General features: G+C 29.1%; 18 protein-coding genes. 17 read left to right on the top strand and 1 reads right to left on the bottom strand.

Annotated elements, in window-relative coordinates; genetic code table 11:
- Positions 1-15: 15 nt before the first annotated feature.
- The 8 genes from H612_RS0106655 to H612_RS0106615 all read left to right on the top strand — a co-directional run bounded on the left by H612_RS0106655 (position 16) and on the right by H612_RS0106615 (position 9,486).
- On the top strand, positions 16-2,166 hold the full coding sequence (locus H612_RS0106655) for an ABC transporter ATP-binding protein (protein WP_027130730.1): 2,151 nt from the start codon (positions 16-18) through the stop codon (positions 2,164-2,166).
- On the top strand, positions 2,159-3,949 hold the full coding sequence (locus H612_RS0106650) for an ABC transporter ATP-binding protein (RefSeq protein ID WP_027130729.1): 1,791 nt from the start codon (positions 2,159-2,161) through the stop codon (positions 3,947-3,949). Before H612_RS0106655 ends, H612_RS0106650 begins: the two co-directional genes overlap by 8 nt.
- A 273-nt stretch (positions 3,950-4,222) precedes the next feature.
- On the top strand, positions 4,223-4,633 hold the full coding sequence (locus H612_RS0106645; protein WP_027130728.1) for a MarR family winged helix-turn-helix transcriptional regulator: 411 nt from the start codon (positions 4,223-4,225) through the stop codon (positions 4,631-4,633).
- 74 nt (positions 4,634-4,707) lie between these two features.
- A complete protein-coding gene (locus tag H612_RS0106640; RefSeq protein WP_027130727.1) occupies positions 4,708-5,757 on the top strand; it encodes an LLM class flavin-dependent oxidoreductase in 1,050 nt (349 codons plus the stop codon).
- Positions 5,758-5,964: 207 nt separating this feature from the next.
- Positions 5,965-6,648, top strand: a complete 684-nt coding sequence (locus tag H612_RS0106635) for a YjjG family noncanonical pyrimidine nucleotidase (protein WP_027130726.1) — start codon at positions 5,965-5,967, stop codon at positions 6,646-6,648.
- 109 nt (positions 6,649-6,757) lie between these two features.
- The gene (locus tag H612_RS0106630) at positions 6,758-7,405 is read left to right on the top strand and encodes a GDSL-type esterase/lipase family protein (RefSeq protein WP_027130725.1); all 648 of its coding nucleotides are present in this window, start codon (positions 6,758-6,760) and stop codon (positions 7,403-7,405) included.
- 1,087 nt (positions 7,406-8,492) lie between these two features.
- Positions 8,493-8,933, top strand: a complete 441-nt coding sequence (locus H612_RS0106620) for a MarR family winged helix-turn-helix transcriptional regulator (protein WP_035500434.1) — start codon at positions 8,493-8,495, stop codon at positions 8,931-8,933.
- A gap of 1 nt (position 8,934) precedes the next feature.
- Entirely contained in the window at positions 8,935-9,486 is a 552-nt protein-coding gene (locus H612_RS0106615; protein WP_027130722.1) for an NADPH-dependent FMN reductase, read from the top strand.
- A gap of 106 nt (positions 9,487-9,592) precedes the next feature.
- On the opposite strand, the gene H612_RS0106610 is transcribed toward H612_RS0106615, so the two are convergent.
- Entirely contained in the window at positions 9,593-10,909 is a 1,317-nt protein-coding gene (locus H612_RS0106610; RefSeq protein WP_027130721.1) for an APC family permease, read from the bottom strand.
- Positions 10,910-11,341: 432 nt separating this feature from the next.
- Between H612_RS0106610 and lysS the strand changes: the two genes are divergently transcribed.
- The 9 genes from lysS (at position 11,342) to tgt (ending at position 20,470) form a co-directional block, all read left to right on the top strand.
- A complete protein-coding gene (lysS, locus tag H612_RS0106605; RefSeq protein WP_027130720.1) occupies positions 11,342-12,844 on the top strand; it encodes a lysine--tRNA ligase in 1,503 nt (500 codons plus the stop codon).
- A 133-nt stretch (positions 12,845-12,977) separates the two neighbouring features.
- Positions 12,978-14,033: a signal recognition particle-docking protein FtsY gene (gene ftsY, locus H612_RS0106600; RefSeq protein ID WP_027130719.1), complete on the top strand. Its 1,056-nt coding sequence runs from the start codon at positions 12,978-12,980 to the stop codon at positions 14,031-14,033.
- A gap of 253 nt (positions 14,034-14,286) precedes the next feature.
- Entirely contained in the window at positions 14,287-14,790 is a 504-nt protein-coding gene (locus tag H612_RS0106595; protein WP_027130718.1) for a PTS sugar transporter subunit IIA, read from the top strand.
- 40 nt (positions 14,791-14,830) lie between these two features.
- Positions 14,831-16,270, top strand: a complete 1,440-nt coding sequence (locus H612_RS0106590; RefSeq protein ID WP_027130717.1) for a tetratricopeptide repeat protein — start codon at positions 14,831-14,833, stop codon at positions 16,268-16,270.
- A gap of 10 nt (positions 16,271-16,280) precedes the next feature.
- Positions 16,281-16,481 carry a YqgQ family protein gene (locus H612_RS0106585; RefSeq protein WP_027130716.1) on the top strand — a complete coding sequence of 67 codons (201 nt, stop codon included), beginning with the start codon at positions 16,281-16,283 and terminating at the stop codon, positions 16,479-16,481.
- A 9-nt stretch (positions 16,482-16,490) separates the two neighbouring features.
- Complete coding sequence (locus H612_RS0106580; protein WP_027130715.1) at positions 16,491-16,775, top strand: DUF1507 family protein; 285 nt, start codon at positions 16,491-16,493, stop codon at positions 16,773-16,775.
- 2 nt (positions 16,776-16,777) lie between these two features.
- Positions 16,778-17,980, top strand: coding sequence for an FtsW/RodA/SpoVE family cell cycle protein (locus H612_RS0106575; protein ID WP_027130714.1), 1,203 nt, complete (start codon positions 16,778-16,780; stop codon positions 17,978-17,980).
- Positions 17,981-18,238: 258 nt separating this feature from the next.
- Positions 18,239-19,267 carry a tRNA preQ1(34) S-adenosylmethionine ribosyltransferase-isomerase QueA gene (queA, locus tag H612_RS0106570; RefSeq protein ID WP_027130713.1) on the top strand — a complete coding sequence of 343 codons (1,029 nt, stop codon included), beginning with the start codon at positions 18,239-18,241 and terminating at the stop codon, positions 19,265-19,267.
- A gap of 48 nt (positions 19,268-19,315) precedes the next feature.
- On the top strand, positions 19,316-20,470 hold the full coding sequence (gene tgt / locus H612_RS0106565; RefSeq protein ID WP_027130712.1) for a tRNA guanosine(34) transglycosylase Tgt: 1,155 nt from the start codon (positions 19,316-19,318) through the stop codon (positions 20,468-20,470).
- The last annotated feature ends 19 nt before the right edge of the window (positions 20,471-20,489 follow it).

Raw genomic sequence — 20,489 nt, 5'->3', positions numbered from 1 at the left:
GGAGGATTAAAATAAATGAAATTATTAAAATATTTAAAGGGCTTCACATTGCCAATGATATTTTTAATAGCATTACTTGGTGTTAGAGTAGTGGCAGAATTAGAACTACCAACTTATACAAGTAGTATAGTAGATACAGGAATACAACAAAACGGGATTGAGGATTCAGTTCCAAATAAAATTAGTGAGAAATCACTAAAAACTTTAGAACTTTTTATGTCAGATGATGAAGTAAAAAAAGTTAATGATAATTTTACAAAAGAAGATGGTGTCTATAAGTTAAATAGCATATCAGAAGAAACTAGATTAGAGTTGAATAAAATTTTTAAAGAAACTATGAGTGTTGTCCTTGGTGCAAAATCACAAAACACAAATCTCGAACAATTATCACAAGGTGTTCAAGCAGGAGTTATAAACAAAGATAGTTTAGTAGAACAAAGAACACAAACTATTGAAAAATTAGGTCAGACTGCTGATATGATGACCAAACAAGCGGGTATCTCTTTTGTTAAAGAAGAATATAAAGAATTAGGAATTGATACTAATGATATAAGAAATAATTATTTGAAAAATATTGGGTTAAAGATGATATTAGTAACTCTAATTTCGGGTATTGCAAGTATTTTATCTAATTTTATTTCTAGTAGAGTATCATCAAAGGTCGCATATAATTTTCGTGAAAAGTTATATAATAAAGTATTATCATTTTCAAAGCAAGATATTGATAAATTTTCTACAGCGTCGTTAATTACGAGAAGTACAAATGATATTCAACAGATCCAAAATGCTTTAAATATGCTATTGTTTATCGCATTATATTCACCAATGATGGCACTTTGGGGAATCTACAAAGTTACTCAAACTGATACAGGCATGAGTTGGATTATTGCGGTAGGTGTAGGTGTTTTAGCTTTAATTATTGGAATGATTACCATTCTAGTTATGCCTAAATTTAAAATTATGCAAAAATTAGTGGATAGGGTTAATCTAGTGACACGTGAGCTTTTAACTGGTATTTCTGTTATTCGTGTTTTTGGTCGTGAGAAGCATGAAGAAGAAAGATTCGATAAAGAAAATGTGGTTTTACGTGATAATCAATTGTTTGTAAATAGAACTATGGCAGCACTTATGCCAGCAATAATGTTATTAATGAATGGAATTGCACTACTTATAATTTGGGTTGGTGGAAAAAATGTTGATGCTGGTAATATTCAAGTAGGGGATATGATGGCATTTATTACATATACTATGCAAATAGTTATGTCGTTTTTATTCTTCACTTTCTTAATGATGCAACTGCCACGTGCGACGGTAGCAGCTGGTCGTATTGATGAGGTGCTTAATACACCAATTAGTGTACTTGATGGAGAAAATATTGACGATAGTAAACTTGATAATGCAAAGGGAACTCTTAAATTTGAAAATGTAAGTTTCACATTTGATGGTGCTGATCACCCAGTGTTAAGTGATATTAGTTTTGAAGCAGAAGCAGGGAAAACAACTGCAATTATCGGAAGTACGGGAAGTGGAAAATCAACATTATTACATTTAATCCCAAGGTATTTTGATGTTACAAAAGGTAGAATTACTATTGATGATGTGGATATAAAAGATGTGAGTTTAAATAAATTAAGAAGTTTATTAGGTTTTGTTCCACAAAAAGGTGTTTTGTTTAGTGGAAATATAGAATCAAATATTAAATTTGGTGATGAATCTATCACAGATGAAGAAATGAAAAATGCTGCATTAATAGCTCAAGCAGAAGAGTTTATTAATGAAAAAGAAGGTAAGTATAAAGGTGAAATTTCGCAAGGTGGAACTAATGTATCAGGAGGACAAAAACAACGTCTCTCTATAGCACGTGCTTTAGCAAAAAACCCTAAAATACTTTTATTTGATGATAGTTTCTCGGCACTTGATTATAAGACTGATGTAAAGTTACGAAAAACTTTACAAGAAAAAATGAAAGATACTACTACAATTATCGTAGCACAGCGTATAGCAACAATTTTAAATGCAGATAAAATTATCGTTATGAATGAAGGGGAAATTGTCGGAGTAGGGCGACATGAAGAACTTCTAAAAGATTGTCCAACATACTTAGAAATAGCGGAAAGTCAACTTAGTGAAGAAGAATTAGCGAAAGGAGGAAAACATCATGAGTAATGAGAAAAAAATAAAAAGATCTGATAATTTTGGAAAAACTTTAAAGCGAGTAATTAAACTGATGTTTACGAAATATACTGTATCAAGTATACTAGTTGTTTCATTTGCTTTAATAAGTACAGTGTTTGGAATAGTTGGACCAAAAATTATGGGAAGAGCAACTACTGAATTGTTCAATGGGTTAGTAGCAAAGGTTAATAATACTGGGGGAATTGATTTTGAAAAAATAGGTGGAATACTTCTAACTGTACTAGCCCTATACATAATATCTTCTATATTTATGTTTATAGAAGGCTGGCTTATGAGTAATATATCACAACGTCTAACTTATGATATAAGAAAAGATATCAGTAAGAAAATAAATACATTACCAATGGGATATTTTGAACAACGTACAGTGGGTGAAACTTTATCAAGAGTTACTAATGACGTTGACACGCTTGGTCAATCATTAAATCAAAGTTTTACACAAATTATTGCTAACGTAACGATGGTACTTGGAGTTTTAGTAATGATGTTTACTATTAGTCCACTGATGACGTTAATAGCATTGGCACTTTTACCAATTTCAGCAATACTTTTAGGGACTCTAACAAAAATGAGTCAAAAATATTTTACAGGACAGCAAAAATCGTTGTCTGATGTTAACGGTCAAGTAGAAGAAAGCTATGCAGGCCAAAATATTATTGCAGCATTTAATCATAAAGAAAAAAGTATAAAAGAGTTTAATGGTAAAAATGGAGAATTGTATACTTCGTCATGGAAATCACAATTTCTTTCAGGATTAATGTTTCCTGTGATTAATTTTGTTGGTAATTTAGGTTATGTAGGAATCGTTTTTTCTGGTGGTTTGTTAGTGGCAAATGGAACTATAGGAGTAGGAGATATTCAGGCTTTTATTCAATATATTCGCAACTTCACTCAACCGATAGGTCAAATCGCTCAATCGATGACGGAAATACAAAAAATGGCAGCAGCCGCAGAAAGAGTATTTGAATTTTTAGATGCAGAAGATGAAAAACCAGTAGAAAATCCTCAAAAATCAGGAATAAAAGAAGGTAATGTAATTTTTGATCATGTTAAATTTGGTTATGTAGAAGATCAAATTATTATAAAAAATTTCACTAGTGATGTGAAAAAAGGCGAAATGATTGCAATAGTGGGACCTACTGGAGCTGGTAAAACAACTATGGTCAAACTCCTTATGAGGTTTTATGACATTAATGGTGGGAAAATTTCTATTGATGGAAAAGATATTTCAACTTTGAATAGAGAAGAATTGCGTTCATATTTTACTATGGTATTACAGGATACTTGGTTGTTCAAAGGAACTATTATGGAGAACCTCCGTTATGGTAGATTAGATGCAACTGATGAGGAAGTTATAGAAGCAGCAAAAGCGGCCCATATTCACCATTTTATAAAAACTTTGCCAGGTGGTTATAATATGGAACTTAATGAAGATGCGTCCAATATTTCTCAAGGACAAAAACAATTGTTAACAATCGCTCGTGCAATTTTAGCAAATAAACCAATTTTGATTTTAGATGAGGCAACTTCAAGTGTAGATACCCGTACAGAAGTTTTAATTCAAAAAGCGATGAATAGACTTATGCAGGGGCGTACTACATTTGTTATTGCTCATAGATTATCAACAATAAGAAATGCTGACAAAATATTAGTTTTAAAAGATGGGGATATAATAGAGCAAGGAAATCATGATGAATTATTAAAACAAAAAGGTTTCTATTCTGAATTATATCAAAGTCAATTTGCAGAATAATAAATTAACTAGAAGAAGTGTTTGGTACGTAAAAGACTAAACGCTTCTTTTTTATACTAAGAAATAAAGATAAAATAATTTTTTTGTATATTGTAGAAACTTAAAGTTGACATGTTATCTCGAATTTGATATAATAATCTCGAAATCGAGATTAAATATTTTCTGAGATGAAGAAGCGGTATTCTAAAAATAAAAATTCAGAAATTTATATTTTTAGAATACTATAAATTATTTAAATAATTTTGATTTAAGTAAGTAAAAAGGGGTGGTATCATGGGCGAAGAATTCAAAGCTGTAATAAGTATAATGAGGGCAAGCAATCTATTAGTAGATGATCTAAAGAAAACTTTAAAGACTTATCCGATAAATGCAACAGAATTTTCAGTTATGGAATTTTTGTATAGTAAAGGAAAAAAAAATATTCAAGAAATTCGAGATAGAATTTTGTTAGCTAGTGGAAGTGCTACATATGTAGTAGATAATCTATGTAAAAAAGGTTATACAGCTCGTGAAATTTATGAAGACGACAAAAGAGTAACTTACATAGAGTTAACTGATGAAGGGAAAAATTTGATGGAAAATATTTTTCCTATTCATAAGAAACATACAAAAAAAGTATTCTCAGATTTAACAAAAGAAGAATTGAAAGCTTTGAGAAACATATTAATAAAAATAAAAAAATAAATTCAGGTTGGCATATCCAACCTGAATATTAAAACAAAAAATCTCAAAATCGAGATAAATTTAGGAGGAATAAAATGATAGAATTAGGTATTAGTACATTTGGAGAAACAACAAAAATTGAAGGAACTGGTAAAACACCAACACATGATGAACGTATTCGTAATATGATAGAAGAGATGAAACTTGCAGACGAAGTGGGGTTAGATATTTACTCAATAGGAGAGCATCATAGAAAAGATTTTGCAGTATCAGCACCAGAAATTTTACTTGCAGCAGGAGCAGCAGTCACAAAAAATATAAGATTAAGTTCAGCAGTAACTGTTCTTTCTTCATCGGATCCAGTAAGAGTATATCAACAGTATGCTACTATTGATGCGATATCAAGTGGAAGAAGTGAAGTAATGGTAGGACGTGGATCATTTACAGAGTCATTTCCGTTATTCGGATATGATTTAGCTGATTATGAAGAACTATTTGATGAAAAGCTAGCAATGCTTGAAGAAATTAAACATAATGAAAAACTTACGTGGAAAGGAAAATTTGCTCAAAGTGTAGATAGCAAAGGAGTATATCCGCGTGCAGTACAAGAAGATTTTCCAATTTGGGTAGCTACAGGAGGTAATACAGAATCAACTATTAAGATTGCTCAAAAAGGATTACCGATTGCATATGCAATTATAGGAGGAGAATACAAAAGGTTTAAGGGGTTAGTGGGTTATTATCGAGCAATTGGTAGAAATGCAGGACATAGCGAAAAAAAATTAAAAGTTGCATCTCATTCGTGGGGATTTGTGGCAGAAACTGATGAGGAAGCGATAAAAAAATATTTCCATCCAACTAAACAAGTAGTGGATGCAATATCTAAAGATAGACCGTTTTGGAGACCATTAACTTTTGAACAATACTTAAATAGTGTGGGGTCAGATGGTGCTATGTTAGTAGGAAGTCCTGAAACAGTAGCAAATAAACTTATTGATATGATAGAAACTTTAGGATTGGATAGATTTATGTTACACTTACCATTAGGTTCAATGGAACATGAGGACATAATGAAATCTATAAAATTATTTGGTAAAGAAGTAGCACCGAAAGTTCGAGAGTATTTTGCCAAAAAAGATAAGTAATATCATTACACAAAATTTTATAAAAAAAAGTTATTGATATATCTAACTACAATTATACAAAAATAAAATCGTAAAAGAAATATGGGGTATGATTAGACCATATTTCTTTTTAGTAATAACATTATTATTTTATTTCAAGAAATTTTAAGAAAGTTTATTTTCTATTAAATTCTATGTTATAATTATTGTATTATGTAGGAGGAATGTATGGCTTTAGAAAAATATAAATATTTACTTTTTGATTTAGATGGTACTTTGTTAGATTTTGGGAAAGCACAAGAACTAGCGTTTAGAAAATTGTTGTTCGAGGAAGGTATAGAGTATAGTAAAGAAATTTTTGATAAATATGAGACTATAAATAAAAATTTGTGGATAAAATATGAACTTGGAGAAATAAGTAATAAAGAAGTTACTCAAGGTAGATTTATTGAATTTTTTAGTCTTTTTTCCAAAAAGATTGATGGCGAAATTTATGACAAAAGATATAGAGCTTATCTTTCAGAAGGAAATCAAGTTTTCGATGGAGTGATAGATATGTTAGAAAAATTGTCAAAATCTCATGAGTTGTATATTGCTTCCAATGGAGTTGGTATAACCCAACGCACTCATCTAAAAAATAGCAATCTAAATAAATATTTTTCCAAAATTTTTATTTCAGAAGAAATGGGTTGCAACAAACCTGAAAAAGAATTTTTTGAAAAAATTTTCGAAGAAATAAATATTGTAAGTAAAGAAGAAATTTTAATGATAGGTGACACTCTGACGTCTGATATAAAGGGGGCTAATAATATTGGAATAGATAGTTGTTGGGTAAACAGTAGTGAAAATTATACTAAAGAATATAACCCAACATATATTATAAAGAAAATAACAGAATTAATAAAAATATAGCAAATTCATATATCAAAGTAAAGGTATTTAATTTGTTATTGATTTTTGTGATTTGCTTTGTTAAAATTAAGAAAAGTTTAGAAAAAATTAATTTAAATTGGAGGTAGTCATGCGTATTTTGTGTATAGGAGATAGTAATACTTGGGGATATAACCCTGAAAATAATGGAATTAGAATGGAAAAACGCTGGACTAAAATTTTGGAAGAATCTCGTCCCAACGATACAATTATAGAAGAGGGGCTAAATGGACGAACTATAACAGCCAAAGATACTATAATACCTGTTAGATGTGGAATAGATACTTTACCTATAATTATGTACAGTCATATCCCAGTTGATTTAGTGATAATTATGTTAGGAACTAATGATTTAAAAAAACAATTTAATCCAAGTGCAAAGCATTTAGCAAGAGGAATAGAGGAATTTATAAAATACATAAGAAATCCTCATTTAGTAGAAAATTACAAGATTCCAAAAATTCTAATTGTATCTCCGGTTCCACTTCGTGATGAAATAGTAGAAAGACAAAGTTTATTTGGTGAATTTGATGAAAATAGTTTAAAGCAATCAAAATTTTTAGCACAAACATTTAAAGAAGTAAGTGACAAGTATGAAGTTGATTTTTTAAATGCGGGAAGAGTTGCTGAGGCTTCACTTATAGATTGTATCCATTTAGATGAAAAAAATCATGAGAAATTGGCGAAATATATTTCAAGTAAGGTTTCTGAAATACTAGATTATGAAGAAGCTAGATAAAAAATAGAGAATGATTTAAATATTAATTTTATATTTAAGTCATTCTCTATTTTCTATATTGTTTATATATTTTCATTCCTGAAAAAAATAATACTCCTCCAAAGAATAAATTCATAATAAGCCAAAAATTATCAATTTTTATAAAAGAAAAATTAATAATATATATGGAAAGAATGATAAGGTAAGATGCAAAAATAAAACTATTCCCCGATTCTTTATCTAACATTTTATTAATATTATGAAAGTTGTACTGGTATATAGTGAGTAGTATTAGTAAAGAAAAACATGTTACAAGTAAATTTTTTCCAAAACCTAGTTTAAAATAATTAAATATAATCAATGTAATAATCAGGGTAATTATTAGTTTCCAAAGTTGAAATGTTAAGTTTGGAAAATTTATAGTTTTGACATGTAGGGTTCTAGAAATAAAACTTGGTAACAATTGACTGATTAAAAAACTAATAAAAATAAAAAAATAAGAATAATCAGTAAACCACAAACCTAATAACAAAGAAAATGTTCTGCAAGTAAGTATATAACAAAATGGTTCTGTTAATTTCTTTATAATTAGATTTTCTTTTTCAGTGAATATGTATTCTAATATGTGTTGAATACTTAGTATAGCAGAAAAAATAACAAGACATGCTAATAAATATTTTATATCAAAGTTATTTTTTATAATTAGAAAAAGTAGGGTAATTCCTTGAGCTAACATAAAAACCAAATTTAGAAAAGAGTTTTTTCCATATCTATTTAAGTGAATAATTTCAATCATCCAGCTATTAATAAAAATAATAAATATTAAGATGAGATAAATAAAATTCTTAATAGTTATATCAGCATAAAAATATAAGAAAAAAATTTTTGTAAGTGTAAAAATAAAAATTAAATTGTAAATTGTATTAATAAAGTTTATTTTATTTTTAAATACTAAATCCATAATAATCTCCTGCTGAATTTTTATAATTCCATAGTAACATAAAAATAAAAAAAATAGTAGAGAAAATTATTTCTTGACTTTATCACTAATTAGTGATAATATATTACTAGTTAGTGATAAATGTTTGTTGTTTTTAAGGAGGTAAGTATGGAATATGATTTAAAAGATAACTTAAATACTTATGCGATGGTTGTATTTAGAAAGGCTCAAAAAAGTATTGATGAGAAATTGATAATTAGTATAAAAGAAAACGGCTTGACGTTTACACAATTTGGAGTGTTAGATGTTTTATACAATAAAGGTGAGTTGAAAATAGGTGAATTGATAGAAAAGATGCTCACAACTTCTGGGAATATGACATGTGTTATAAAAAATATGGAAAATGCAGAGCTTGTTTATAGAAAAAAAGATGAACAAGATAAAAGAGCTTTTAAAATTGGATTAACTAGTAAAGGAAAAAATATCATAGAAAAGGTTTTACCTATTCATATAAAAAATATTGAAGATACATTTAGAGTGCTTACTAATAAGGAAAAGCAAACATTAATAACTATTTTAAAAAAATTTAAAGATGATGGAGGGCAATAAGATGTCAAAAAAAATATTAGTAGTAGTGGGATCATTAAGAAATAACGGATTTAACAAACAAGTAGGGGATTATGTAGTTAAAAAATTATCAGAAAAAGAGATTGAAGCTAAATTTTTAGATTACACAAATGTTCCATTTTTAAATCAAGATATAGAATATCCTGCACCAACAGCAGTTGCAGATATTCGCAACAAAGTAAAAGAAGCACACGGTGTTTGGTTTGTAACTCCAGAGTATAATGGTTTTATCCCAGGAGTATTAAAAAACTTGCTTGATTGGTTATCAAGACCATTAGTGGCATTTGATTTTGAATCACCAAAAGTGCTGACAAATAAACCAGTAACTATTAGTGGGGCTGCTGGTAAGTCTGGAGCTTCTGGTTCTCGTAGTCAATTAGCAACTCTTTTAGGTTTTGACTCAAAATTAATAGGTGGAGAAGGTACTGGAATTGTACTTCAACCTGAAAGTTTTTCAACAGGAATTTTAGAGTTAACTGATTCACAAAAATTAGAACTTGATACTCAAGTGGAAGAATTCATAAAAAATATTTAATAGTAAATAAATGTTTAATATTGTTTAGAAGATAGTAATTAATAAAATTTGTAAAAAATAAAAAAGCAGATTAAAAATTTTAATTTTAATCTGCTTTTTTATTAAATTATTTTTTAAATTTTGTATAAAGATCTTTATAGAATAATAATCCTGCAAGGGTTAATCCAACACCACCGATGGCAAGCGAAAATTGGGCAAATAAAGTACTGATTAAAATATAGCTACCACCTAAAATTGCGATAATAGGTATTGTAGGATACAAAGGAACTTTATACGGCCTTTGTAAATCTGGTTCCTTTTTTCGAAGTATAATGACAGCAATAAAGGTTGCTACAAAGAAAAACCAAATTGTAAATAATAAAAAATCAGTTAAGGCATCAAATTGTCCTGAAAATATCATTATTATTGTAATTCCTAGGATTAGAAATGCTGAATAGTGAGGAATAGCAAATCTATTTAATTTAGTCCAAACTTGTTTAAAAGGAATTTGATTTTTTATGGCCATAGCGTAAGGAACACGAATACCAGTCATAGTATATCCATTTAATGTTCCATAAACACTTACTAAAATTCCTATAGTAATAATTTTTCCACCTACCCCACCAAATAATAGTGTTGCAATTTCACTAGCAGCTTTTTGATTTCCGGAAATTTGTTCCATAGGCATAGTCATAAGATATGCTACATTGATTAAAAGGTAAACAACCATCACTAAAGATAAACCTAAAAATATTGCACGAGGTAAATCGCGTTTTGGATTTTTCATCTCACCTGCAATATTTCCTACAGCAATCCAACCATCGTATGCATACATTGTAGCTAAAAGTGCAGATCCTAATGCAGTGAAAGAATTGTCATTAGAAAATGTATTTGAATTAGGAAATAATTCTACTGTATGAGGATTAGCTTGGAACAATCCGAATATTACAATAGCAAATATTGGGATAAGTTTACACATAGCAGCTGCAGTTTGAACAAGACCACCAGCTTTACTGCCTAGTAAATTTAAGCCAGTAACTGAAAGAGCTACGATAATGGCAATAGGTATACTATACATTTTATTTAATTGAAATAAATTTACACACTGTGTAGAAAAAATAATCGCAGCTGCTGCCATACTAGCTGGAAAATAAATAACAGTTTGAGCCCACCCTAAAAGATAAGATAATGGGCGACCATAAGCACGTTCTATCCAAACAATCATTCCCCCAGTTTCGGGAATGGCAGCAGCGAGCTCTGCAACTGTAAGACCTGCACATATTGTAATAATTCCCCCTAAAATCCAAGCAATCATGCCAAGGCTAACATTTCCCGTTGTTTTATAAATAATTGCAGCCTTAAAAAAAACTCCCGAACCAATTACTATTCCTACAACAGTGGAAAAAGCTGGGAGAAAACCAAGATCTTTTTTTAAATTATCCATAATAAACCTCCTTAAATATAAAATAAATGCAAACATATTATATATAAATATCTTGTAATTAATTTAGAGAAAAATTAAAAATAAAATTTTAATAATAAAACTAAAATTGATAAAGATTATATAATAATTTATTTTTTATCCATTTTAAGCATAAAAATATTGAAAATGGTTTCTTGCATAATAATTATATATTATTTTTAATTACTTAACAATACTTTTATTAAAAAAATGTAAATTTATCTAACGTAAATTTGACAAAAAATTTTGATTTATCTTAAGATGGAAAATTTTGAAATATAATTGTTTTAAAATTTGATAGATATGCTGTTGATAAATATAATTAAAATAAAAAAGTTTTAACAAAATGCTTGAAATTATGTTATAATAGAATGTATCTGAATAAACTAGATTATTACTAGAGAGGAAATAAAGATGACAGAAGAAATTAAAGTAAATGATATAGAAGAACTTAATGATCAAATGCTTGTTCGTCGTGAAAAAATGGAAACAATGCGAGAAAATGGAATTGATCCATTTGGTTCAAAATTTGAGAGAACGCACCTTTCTAATGAATTGGTAGAAGAGTTTGATAAATATAGCAAAGAAGAATTAGAAGAAAAGAATATTTCTGTTACAGTTGCAGGTCGTGTTATGACGAAACGTGGGAAAGGAAAAGCAGGTTTTGCTCATGTTCAGGACTTAGGAGGACAAATCCAAATTTATGTACGCCAAGACAGAGTAGGAGATTCTTATGAGTATTTTAAAACATTAGATCTTGGTGATATTGTAGGTGTAACAGGAGTATTATTTAAGACTAATGTTGGTGAATTATCTGTTAAGGTTGATGAATTTGTTATTTTGACAAAAGCACTTCGACCACTTCCAGATAAATTTCATGGTTTGAAGGATGTTGAAGAACGTTACAGAAGAAGATATGTTGATTTAATTATGAATGAGGAAAGTAAAGAAACATTTATCCTACGTTCAAGAATTATTCAAATTATGCGTAGTTATCTAAATGAACGTGGATATTTAGAAGTTGAAACGCCGATGATGCATAGTGTAGCTGGTGGGGCGGCAGCTCGTCCATTTGTAACACATCATAATGCGTTAGATATGCAGCTATTTATGCGTATTGCACTAGAGCTTCCGTTAAAACGCCTTATCGTTGGAGGATTGGAAAAAGTTTATGAAATAGGTAGAGCTTTCCGTAATGAAGGTGTTTCAACAAGACATAATCCTGAATTTACTATGATAGAATTATATGAAGCATATGCTGATTTTAATGATATTATGGATTTGACAGAGTCTATGATTGCTTATATTTGTAATGAATTGCATGGAACTACGAAAATTATGTATGGGGAAGATGAAATTGACTTAACTCCAAAATGGCGTAGAGTTCATATGGTAGATGCTATTAGGGATGTAACAGGTGTCGATTTTTGGAAGGAGATGACCGATGAAGAAGCACATTCTTTGGCGAAAGAACACAATGTTCCAGTAAGAAAAGATATGAAGGTTGGGCATATTATTAATGAGTTTTTTGAAACATTTGTTGAAGAAACATTAGTTCAGCCAACATTTATTTATGGTCATCCAGTTGAAGTATCACCACTAGCAAAAACAAATACAGAAGATTCAAGGTTTACTGATAGATTTGAATTATTTATAGTTAGACGTGAACATGCGAATGCTTTCAGCGAATTAAATGATCCAATTGATCAAAAGGAAAGATTTTTATCTCAAATGGATGAAAAGGATGCAGGCAACGAAGAAGTTTATGAGATGGATGAAGATTTCGTTGAAGCGTTAGAATATGGAATGCCTCCTACAGGTGGATTAGGAATCGGAATAGATAGATTGGTAATGTTACTTACAAATTCGGCTTCAATTCGTGACGTTCTTCTGTTCCCTTATATGAAGCATAAGTAAGAAAAGATTTTTATTGGATATTTTCTTAGAGAATAATATAATAAAATGTAGAAGGGGAAAAGAAAAATTTTCCTCTTTTGCATAGCTCTGTAATATATAAATAATAAATTTAAAATAATATGAGGAGAATACAATGGCGAGTTTTTTTGAAAAATTAAAAAATAAGTTCTCAACTAAGGAAGAATTAAATGAAGAGTTAATTTCTTTGGATGAGTATGAGGAGTTTGTTGAAACTCAACTTGTTACTGAAAAATTTAAAAAAGGTTTAAAAAAATCACGTGATAATTTTTCAAATGCATTGAACAATCTAATAAGTTCATATAGAGAAATAAATGAAGAATTTTTTGAAGATTTAGAAGAATTACTAATTCAATCAGATGTAAGTTACAATACGGTTTTAGAGTTAGTTGATTATTTGAAAGAAGAATCACAAAAAAGAAATTTAAAAGAACCAAGTGAACTTCAGGAAATGATCATAGAAAAATTAGTAGATGTTTATATGGACGGGACTGTAAAGTCTGAATTAAATTATGCTTCTAAAAAGGAACTTTCCATATTTTTATTTGTTGGAGTAAATGGTGTTGGAAAAACCACATCAATAGGGAAGTTGGCCTATAATCTAAAAAAAGAGGGAAAAAAAGTATTAATAGCAGCCGGAGATACCTTTAGGGCAGGGGCGATAGATCAACTTGATGTATGGGCGAAACGAAGTGGAGCAGATATTGTAAAATCACATGAGGGAGCAGATGCAGCTGCAATAATTTTTGATACCGTTCAATCTGCCAAAGCAAAAGGTTATGATGTGTTACTTTGTGATACAGCAGGAAGACTTCAAAATAAGGATTATTTAATGAAAGAACTTGAGAAAATTGTTCGAGTGATAAAAAAAGAAGTTCCAAATGGTCCACATGAAGTCTTACTAACGATTGATGCTACTACTGGACAAAATGGGATACTTCAAGCTAAAACTTTTAAAGAAGTTAGTGATGTAACAGGAGTAATTTTAACAAAACTTGATGGAACAGCTAAGGGTGGAATAGTGATTGCAATAAAAAAAGAACTAGGAATACCGGTTAAGTTGGTAGGTCTTGGGGAAAATATTGATGATTTAGAAGTATTTGATCCAGAACAATATATTTATGGATTATTTTACAAGGAAAAAGATTCAGAAAGTAATGAAGAAGAGTAAGCATATAAATAATTGAAGTAGAAATTTATTTTAATAAATTTTTACTTCAATTTTTTTAGTAAAAAATAAATAAACTTGTAATATAAAAGATTATTTTGTAAAATTTTAAATAAAATTAGTTTATTGAAATTTAAAAAAGTAGGTTGAAAATAAAATTTAAATCTGTCAAGAAAAGAATTTACAAAACTTTGATAAAAGTATATAATAGATATATTAAGACTTAAGATGGAAAATAATTTAATGGAGGATAACGATGGGATTTTTATCAAAATTATTCGGTAAAGAAGAAGCGAAAACACAAGAATTAGTTTTAAATTCTTATATGAAAGGGAAAGTAGTGGATATTACAGAAGTGCCTGATCCAGTGTTTGCTCAAAAGATGATGGGTGATGGATTTGCAATTATCCCAGAAGAAGGAAAATTGGTATCACCAGTGGCAGGAGAAGTTATTCAAGTATTTCCTACAAAACATGCATTTGGTATTAAAGTTGGAGAAGTGGAGTTACTTATACATGTAGGATTGGAGACTGTCTCTATGAAAGGTGAAGGTTTTGATGTGAAAGTATCAGCTGGAGACACTATTGAAGTAGGACAAACTCTATTAACTTACGATTTAGAATTAGTAAAAGAAAAAGCTAAGGATATTATTACACCTTGTGTAATAACAAATATGGATTCTATAGAAAACATAGATATATTAAAACTTAACGAAACTGTAGATGTTATGCAAGAGGTAGCAAAATTAAAACTTAAATAGATTTTAAATCTATTTAAGTTTTAATATTAGTGTTATGATTATGAATGATAAAAAATTTTGGAAGATAATATATTTATACATTATTAAATATAATTATAATATACTTTACTATAGACCAGAAAAAAAAGATGTGTGGCTTATTAATGAAGATAATGAGTTAATAAGATTTATATATAGTGAAAGTTTTAAGACAATTGAAATTGATACAGTAGTATCTAATGTTATAAGAAATGAAGTTAGACTAAAGAAAATGTTTAAATTAAATAATTTGAAAATAAAAATTTTATACTTTTCTCCTGAATTTGATGAAATATCATCAGATTATAAAAGGTATAAAATTTCTGATAGTTTAGCCATCGAAAGAGTACTTTACAATGAAAAGAATAAAAAACTTTTTATTAAGGAAAAGGATTTAAAGTTTATTGAAGATACACCTGATACACTAAGGTATAAAAATAGAGTTGTAGAATTGTATAAAAAGCAAACTTTAGAAAAAAATATATTTGACGTGAAGTTTAATATTTTATCCGGTTTATATATTTTGTTATTTATAATAAATTATTTATTGATATATCTAACCGAAGGAAAATTTTCACTTTATAAATATCTTGATTATAGCTATCAGGGGATAATTAGTGGGCAGTTTTATAGAGTCTTTACAAGTTCATTAGTTGTTAATGATATAAAAAGTTTGGGAATTATAGTGCTTACAGTATTTATAAGTTCAATATTATTCAATAAAACTCTTAATATATTGCACACAGTGAGTATACTTTTTTTGTCATCGTTAATTTTTAATTTACTTTTGATATTTGGATATTCAGGACAATTAGATATAATGTTAGTATCGTATTTTAGCGTGTTAGGATCAATTTTCTTAAATCAACTAAGTAAAAGAAATGATAATTTAAAATTTATGTATTCTTGTGTAATTTCATTTCTATACTTAGTATGTATGTTTGTATTTTTTGATACGGCTATAATTTTATATTTATTTGCTTTTATACTAGGAGCATTTTTACAATTGTTTATTTTAGGTAACCGTAATATTTATGTATTGTTTACTTCGATAGCTGTAGTTGTTGTATTAGGCTTTATTGTGTCAGTAGCGAAAATAAATACAAAAGTTATGGTTAATAACTATAGATTAAGCCAAGTAGAGAAAAGATTGATTAAACCACATACTGATGAAGATATATTTAATTTAGAAAGAGAATTGGGTTCCAAGAATAAATCGATTTTAACTTATTATGAATTAGGAATGATTAAAATGATGAGTTCTTCTATTCAAGATGCGAAAAAAGTATTTTTAGAGGGAGTAGAATTCGATGAAACCTTTGCCCCTATATATTACAATCTTGGATTAATAGAAAGGCAAGAGGGGAATTATAATAAAGGAAGAGAGTATGCACAAAAAGCATATGATCTAAACAAAATAGATAAGTATAAAAATTTAGTTGAAGAACTTAGTAATTATTAAGGGTGGTTGTATGATAAATTTTTATGATTTGCAGCAATTTTTAAAATCTTTTGGTATAATAATATATATGAAGGATAGGATGCACACGTTGAGTATGGTTGAATACGAAGTGAGGGAATTAAGACGTTTAGAATTAATTTCAAAAGAAGATTTTTTAAGAGCGATGGCGATAATAAAACATGAGATTAATTATGAGTTATCAGAAGGATAGGTGAGAAAAATGGAGAATGATCTTATATTTATTAAAGTAAGAAAAAGAATAGAAGAAGATGTTATGCAAATAGAAGATATGATTGAAGCATGTTTATCTGTGAAAGGTGAAAAAAAATGCCCACTCTATCAAGATGTTATTGATACCCAAATATATGGATTGACTAAAGAAATAAATTTAGCTGTGGAAATAGGATGTATGTCGCATGATGCTGGTCGTGAAATATTAGAAAGTCTTGAAGATAAGGCAGATGCTATGTATAATACAGATTCACAGAGTAGAAAAGTGAATTAGGTATGGGTATAAGGAATATACAAAAATCTATAAAACATGAAAGACGTCATGTTAGACTTGATTTGATAGTGGCGCTTTCGTTACTTTTATTATTAATACTTAGTTGTATTATGGTATATAGTGCTAGTATGATAGGGAATAAATATGGAACCTTTACATCTTCGATTCCAGTAGAAGCTAGTTATTTTTTAAAAAGACAAGGAGCTTGGGCAGCCTTATCATATTTAGTATTTTTAATTTTTTCTATAGCAGTCCCATTTGAGATATTCAAGGATAAAAATTTATTAAAGTATGGTTTTTGGGTAATGGTGGGATTGTTAATTATACCCTTGTTACTGCCATCAATTAATGGAGCACGTTCATGGATAAGATTAGGATCACTTAGTTTCCAACCATCAACATTAGCACAGCTTTTTATAATAATGTATATGGCGTTTATATTTGAGACAAGAAAAACAAAATTGCGTCAGGTTTGTACTAGCAATGAATTGGTCAGTATTTTTGGAATACCATTAATTTTAATCGGAATAATAGCGCTACAAAATGATACAGGGATGATTTTAATTACACTTTCAGTTATTGGAATAATGACATTGTGCTCTAATATGCATTTCAAAAATATAAAAAGAATATTAACGATAGCAATAACTGCAGGTGTTATAGTTTTAGGATTTCTTTTTATTTCGGGAATATTTTCTGGATCTTCTTATAGAACTAATCGATTTAAAGTATTTTTAAATCCATTCTCAGAAAATCTAAGTGCTGCTGCAGATCAAGTTATTAATTCTTATATTGCATTTGGTAATGGTGGATTGTTTGGGCGTGGTTTAGGAAACTCAATTCAAAAATTAGGATATTTACCTGAAGCACATACTGATTTTATTTTAGCAATTATTGCTGAAGAACTAGGGCTTATAGGGGTTTTATTTGTAATTTCATTATTATGTATATTGGTAGGAAAAGCAATTTTTTCAGGGACAAAATCAAAAAATACATTTTCAGCAATGTATTCATTAGGTTTTGCTAGTTTGCTTGTAGTTCAGTCGGTGGTTAATATCGGGGGAGTAACAGCATCTATTCCTATGACAGGTGTGCCTTTACCATTTATAAGTAATGGGGGAAGTTCTCTTCTTATATTAAGTATTGGTTTAGGTATCGTAACTAATATACTGTCGCATGTAAAATATTTAAGAGAAAATAAGTAAATACTGCTAATGTAACACAAAATGAAATTCAAAATTAATATGTATTTATAGTTAATGCGTATAGTTTTGGGTTTCATTTTATTTTTTTGAAATTATTAATGAAGGCGAACTAATGTAATTAAGAGGAATTTAAATTTCTTGGTTTTATTTAAGAATAACATGATATTTTATTTTAAATTAATAAAAAAGTATCTATAAACTTGCTAAGTTGAACTATTCAAGCTATAATAGTAAAGTAACTTTTAAAGGAGATATTAAATGAAATTAGAAGATTTTGATTTTTATTTGCCAGAGGAGTTGATAGCACAAACTCCATTATTGAAACGTGACACAAGTAAACTACTTTGTGTTGATAGAAAAACTGGAAAGAATGAACACAAAGTTTTTTCTGATATTATAGATTATTTTAATTCAGGAGATACTTTAGTTTTAAATAATACAAGGGTAATGCCTGCACGTCTTTATGGAGAAAAAAAAGATACTGGTGCGGCGATAGAAGTTCTATTATTAAAAAATAAAGAACATAATATTTGGGAATGTTTGGTAAAACCTGCAAAACGAATCAAATTAGGAAGTATTGTATCATTTGGTAATGGTATAATGGAGGCAGAATGTATTAAAATATTAGATGATGGTTTCAGATATTTTGAATTTAAATATGATGGAATTTTTCAAGAACGCCTTGATGAATTGGGGACTATGCCATTACCACCATACATAAAAGAAAGACTTACGGATAAAGAACGCTATCAAACTGTTTATTCAAAAGAGATAGGGAGTTCTGCAGCTCCGACTGCGGGATTACATTTTACTACTGAGTTGCTAGAGAAAATAGAAGAAAAAGGTGTGAACATCGTACATTTAACATTGCATGTAGGACTTGGAACATTTAGACCTGTTTCGGTTGAAAATATTGAAGATCATAATATGCACTCAGAATATTACGAACTAGATGAAGATACTGCAGATGTAATTAATAAAACAAAAGAGCTAGGGGGACGTATTTTTTCAGTTGGTACTACATCAACAAGAACATTGGAGACTATTGCACGAGATAACAACGGAAAAATAGTACCGTCTTCTGGTTGGACAGATATTTTTATTTATCCTGGTTTCGAATTTAAATGTGTTGATGGTCTTATTACAAACTTTCATCTTCCTAAATCTTCACTAATAATGTTAGTGAGTGCTTTTTATGATAGAGAAAAAGTTTTAGAACTCTATAATATAGCTGTAGAAAATAAATATCGTTTCTTTAGTTTTGGTGATGCAATGATAATAGTATAGAAGATAAAAAATAAAAGTAATGAATAAAAGTACGAAAGGAATTTTAGTATGCGAGATGTTAAAGAAAATGCAGTATGGTACGAACATATAAAAACTTGTAAACAATCAGGTGCAAGACTTGGGATAGTGCATACCCCACACGGTAGCTTTGAGACACCTGTATTTATGCCAGTAGGAACTCAGGCAACAGTAAAGGCGATGTCACCAGAGGAGATAAAGGGTATGGGGGCAGATATTATCTTATCAAATACATACCACCTTTGGTTACGTCCAGGAGAAAATATTGTTGAAAAAGCTGGAGGACTTCATAAATTCATGAATTGGAATGGAAGTATCTTAACAGATTCTGGAGGCTTCCAAGTATTTTCGTTAAGTGATTTGAGGAAAATAGAAGAAGAAGGTGTACATTTTAGAAATCATCTTTCAGGTGAAAAATTATTTTTATCACCTGAGAAAGCTATGCATATTCAAAATGCTTTAGGTTCAGATATAATGATGGCTTTTGATGAATGTCCAGATTTTAATCATGATTATAAGTATATAAGACAGTCAGTGGAGAGAACTAGTCGTTGGGCAGAAAGATGTTTAAAAGCTCATAAAAATCCGAAAACACAAAGTATATTTGGAATAGTTCAAGGTGCAGGATATGATGATCTTCGTACTCAAAGTGCAAAAGACTTAGTAAGTTTAGATTTTCCAGGATATGCTATCGGAGGATTATCAGTAGGAGAACCAAAGCATGAGATGTATAGAGTTTTAGAGCAAGTGACTCCGCTTCTTCCAGCTAATAAAGCGAGATACCTAATGGGAGTGGGATCGCCGGATGCATTGTTTGAAGGTGTGTTGCGAGGTGTGGATATGTTTGACTGCGTTCTTCCAACTCGTATTGCAAGGAATGGAACTTGTATGACTTCAAGTGGGAGAGTAGTAGTAAAAAATGCAAAATATGCAGAAGACTTTACTCCTTTAGATCCAGAGTGTGATTGTTATTGTTGTAAAAATTATACTAAAGCATATTTACGACATTTATTTAAAGCTGATGAAATTTTTGGGGCAAGATTAACAAGCTATCATAATATTCATTTTTTAGTAAACATGATGAAAAATATTCGACAAGCAATAATGGAAGATAGATTACTAGATTATAAAGAAGAATTTTTTGAAAAATATGGTTTAAATGAAAAAAATCCAAAAAATTTCTAATAAAATAAAAAAAAGGATT

It is taken from the genome of Gemella cuniculi DSM 15828, from assembly GCF_000425665.1.
In the GTDB taxonomy this organism is placed as follows: Bacteria; Bacillota; Bacilli; order Staphylococcales; family Gemellaceae; genus Gemella; species Gemella cuniculi.
The sequence above is the reverse complement of the archived record's forward strand: the minus strand, read 5'-3'. Positions and strand labels throughout refer to the sequence as shown.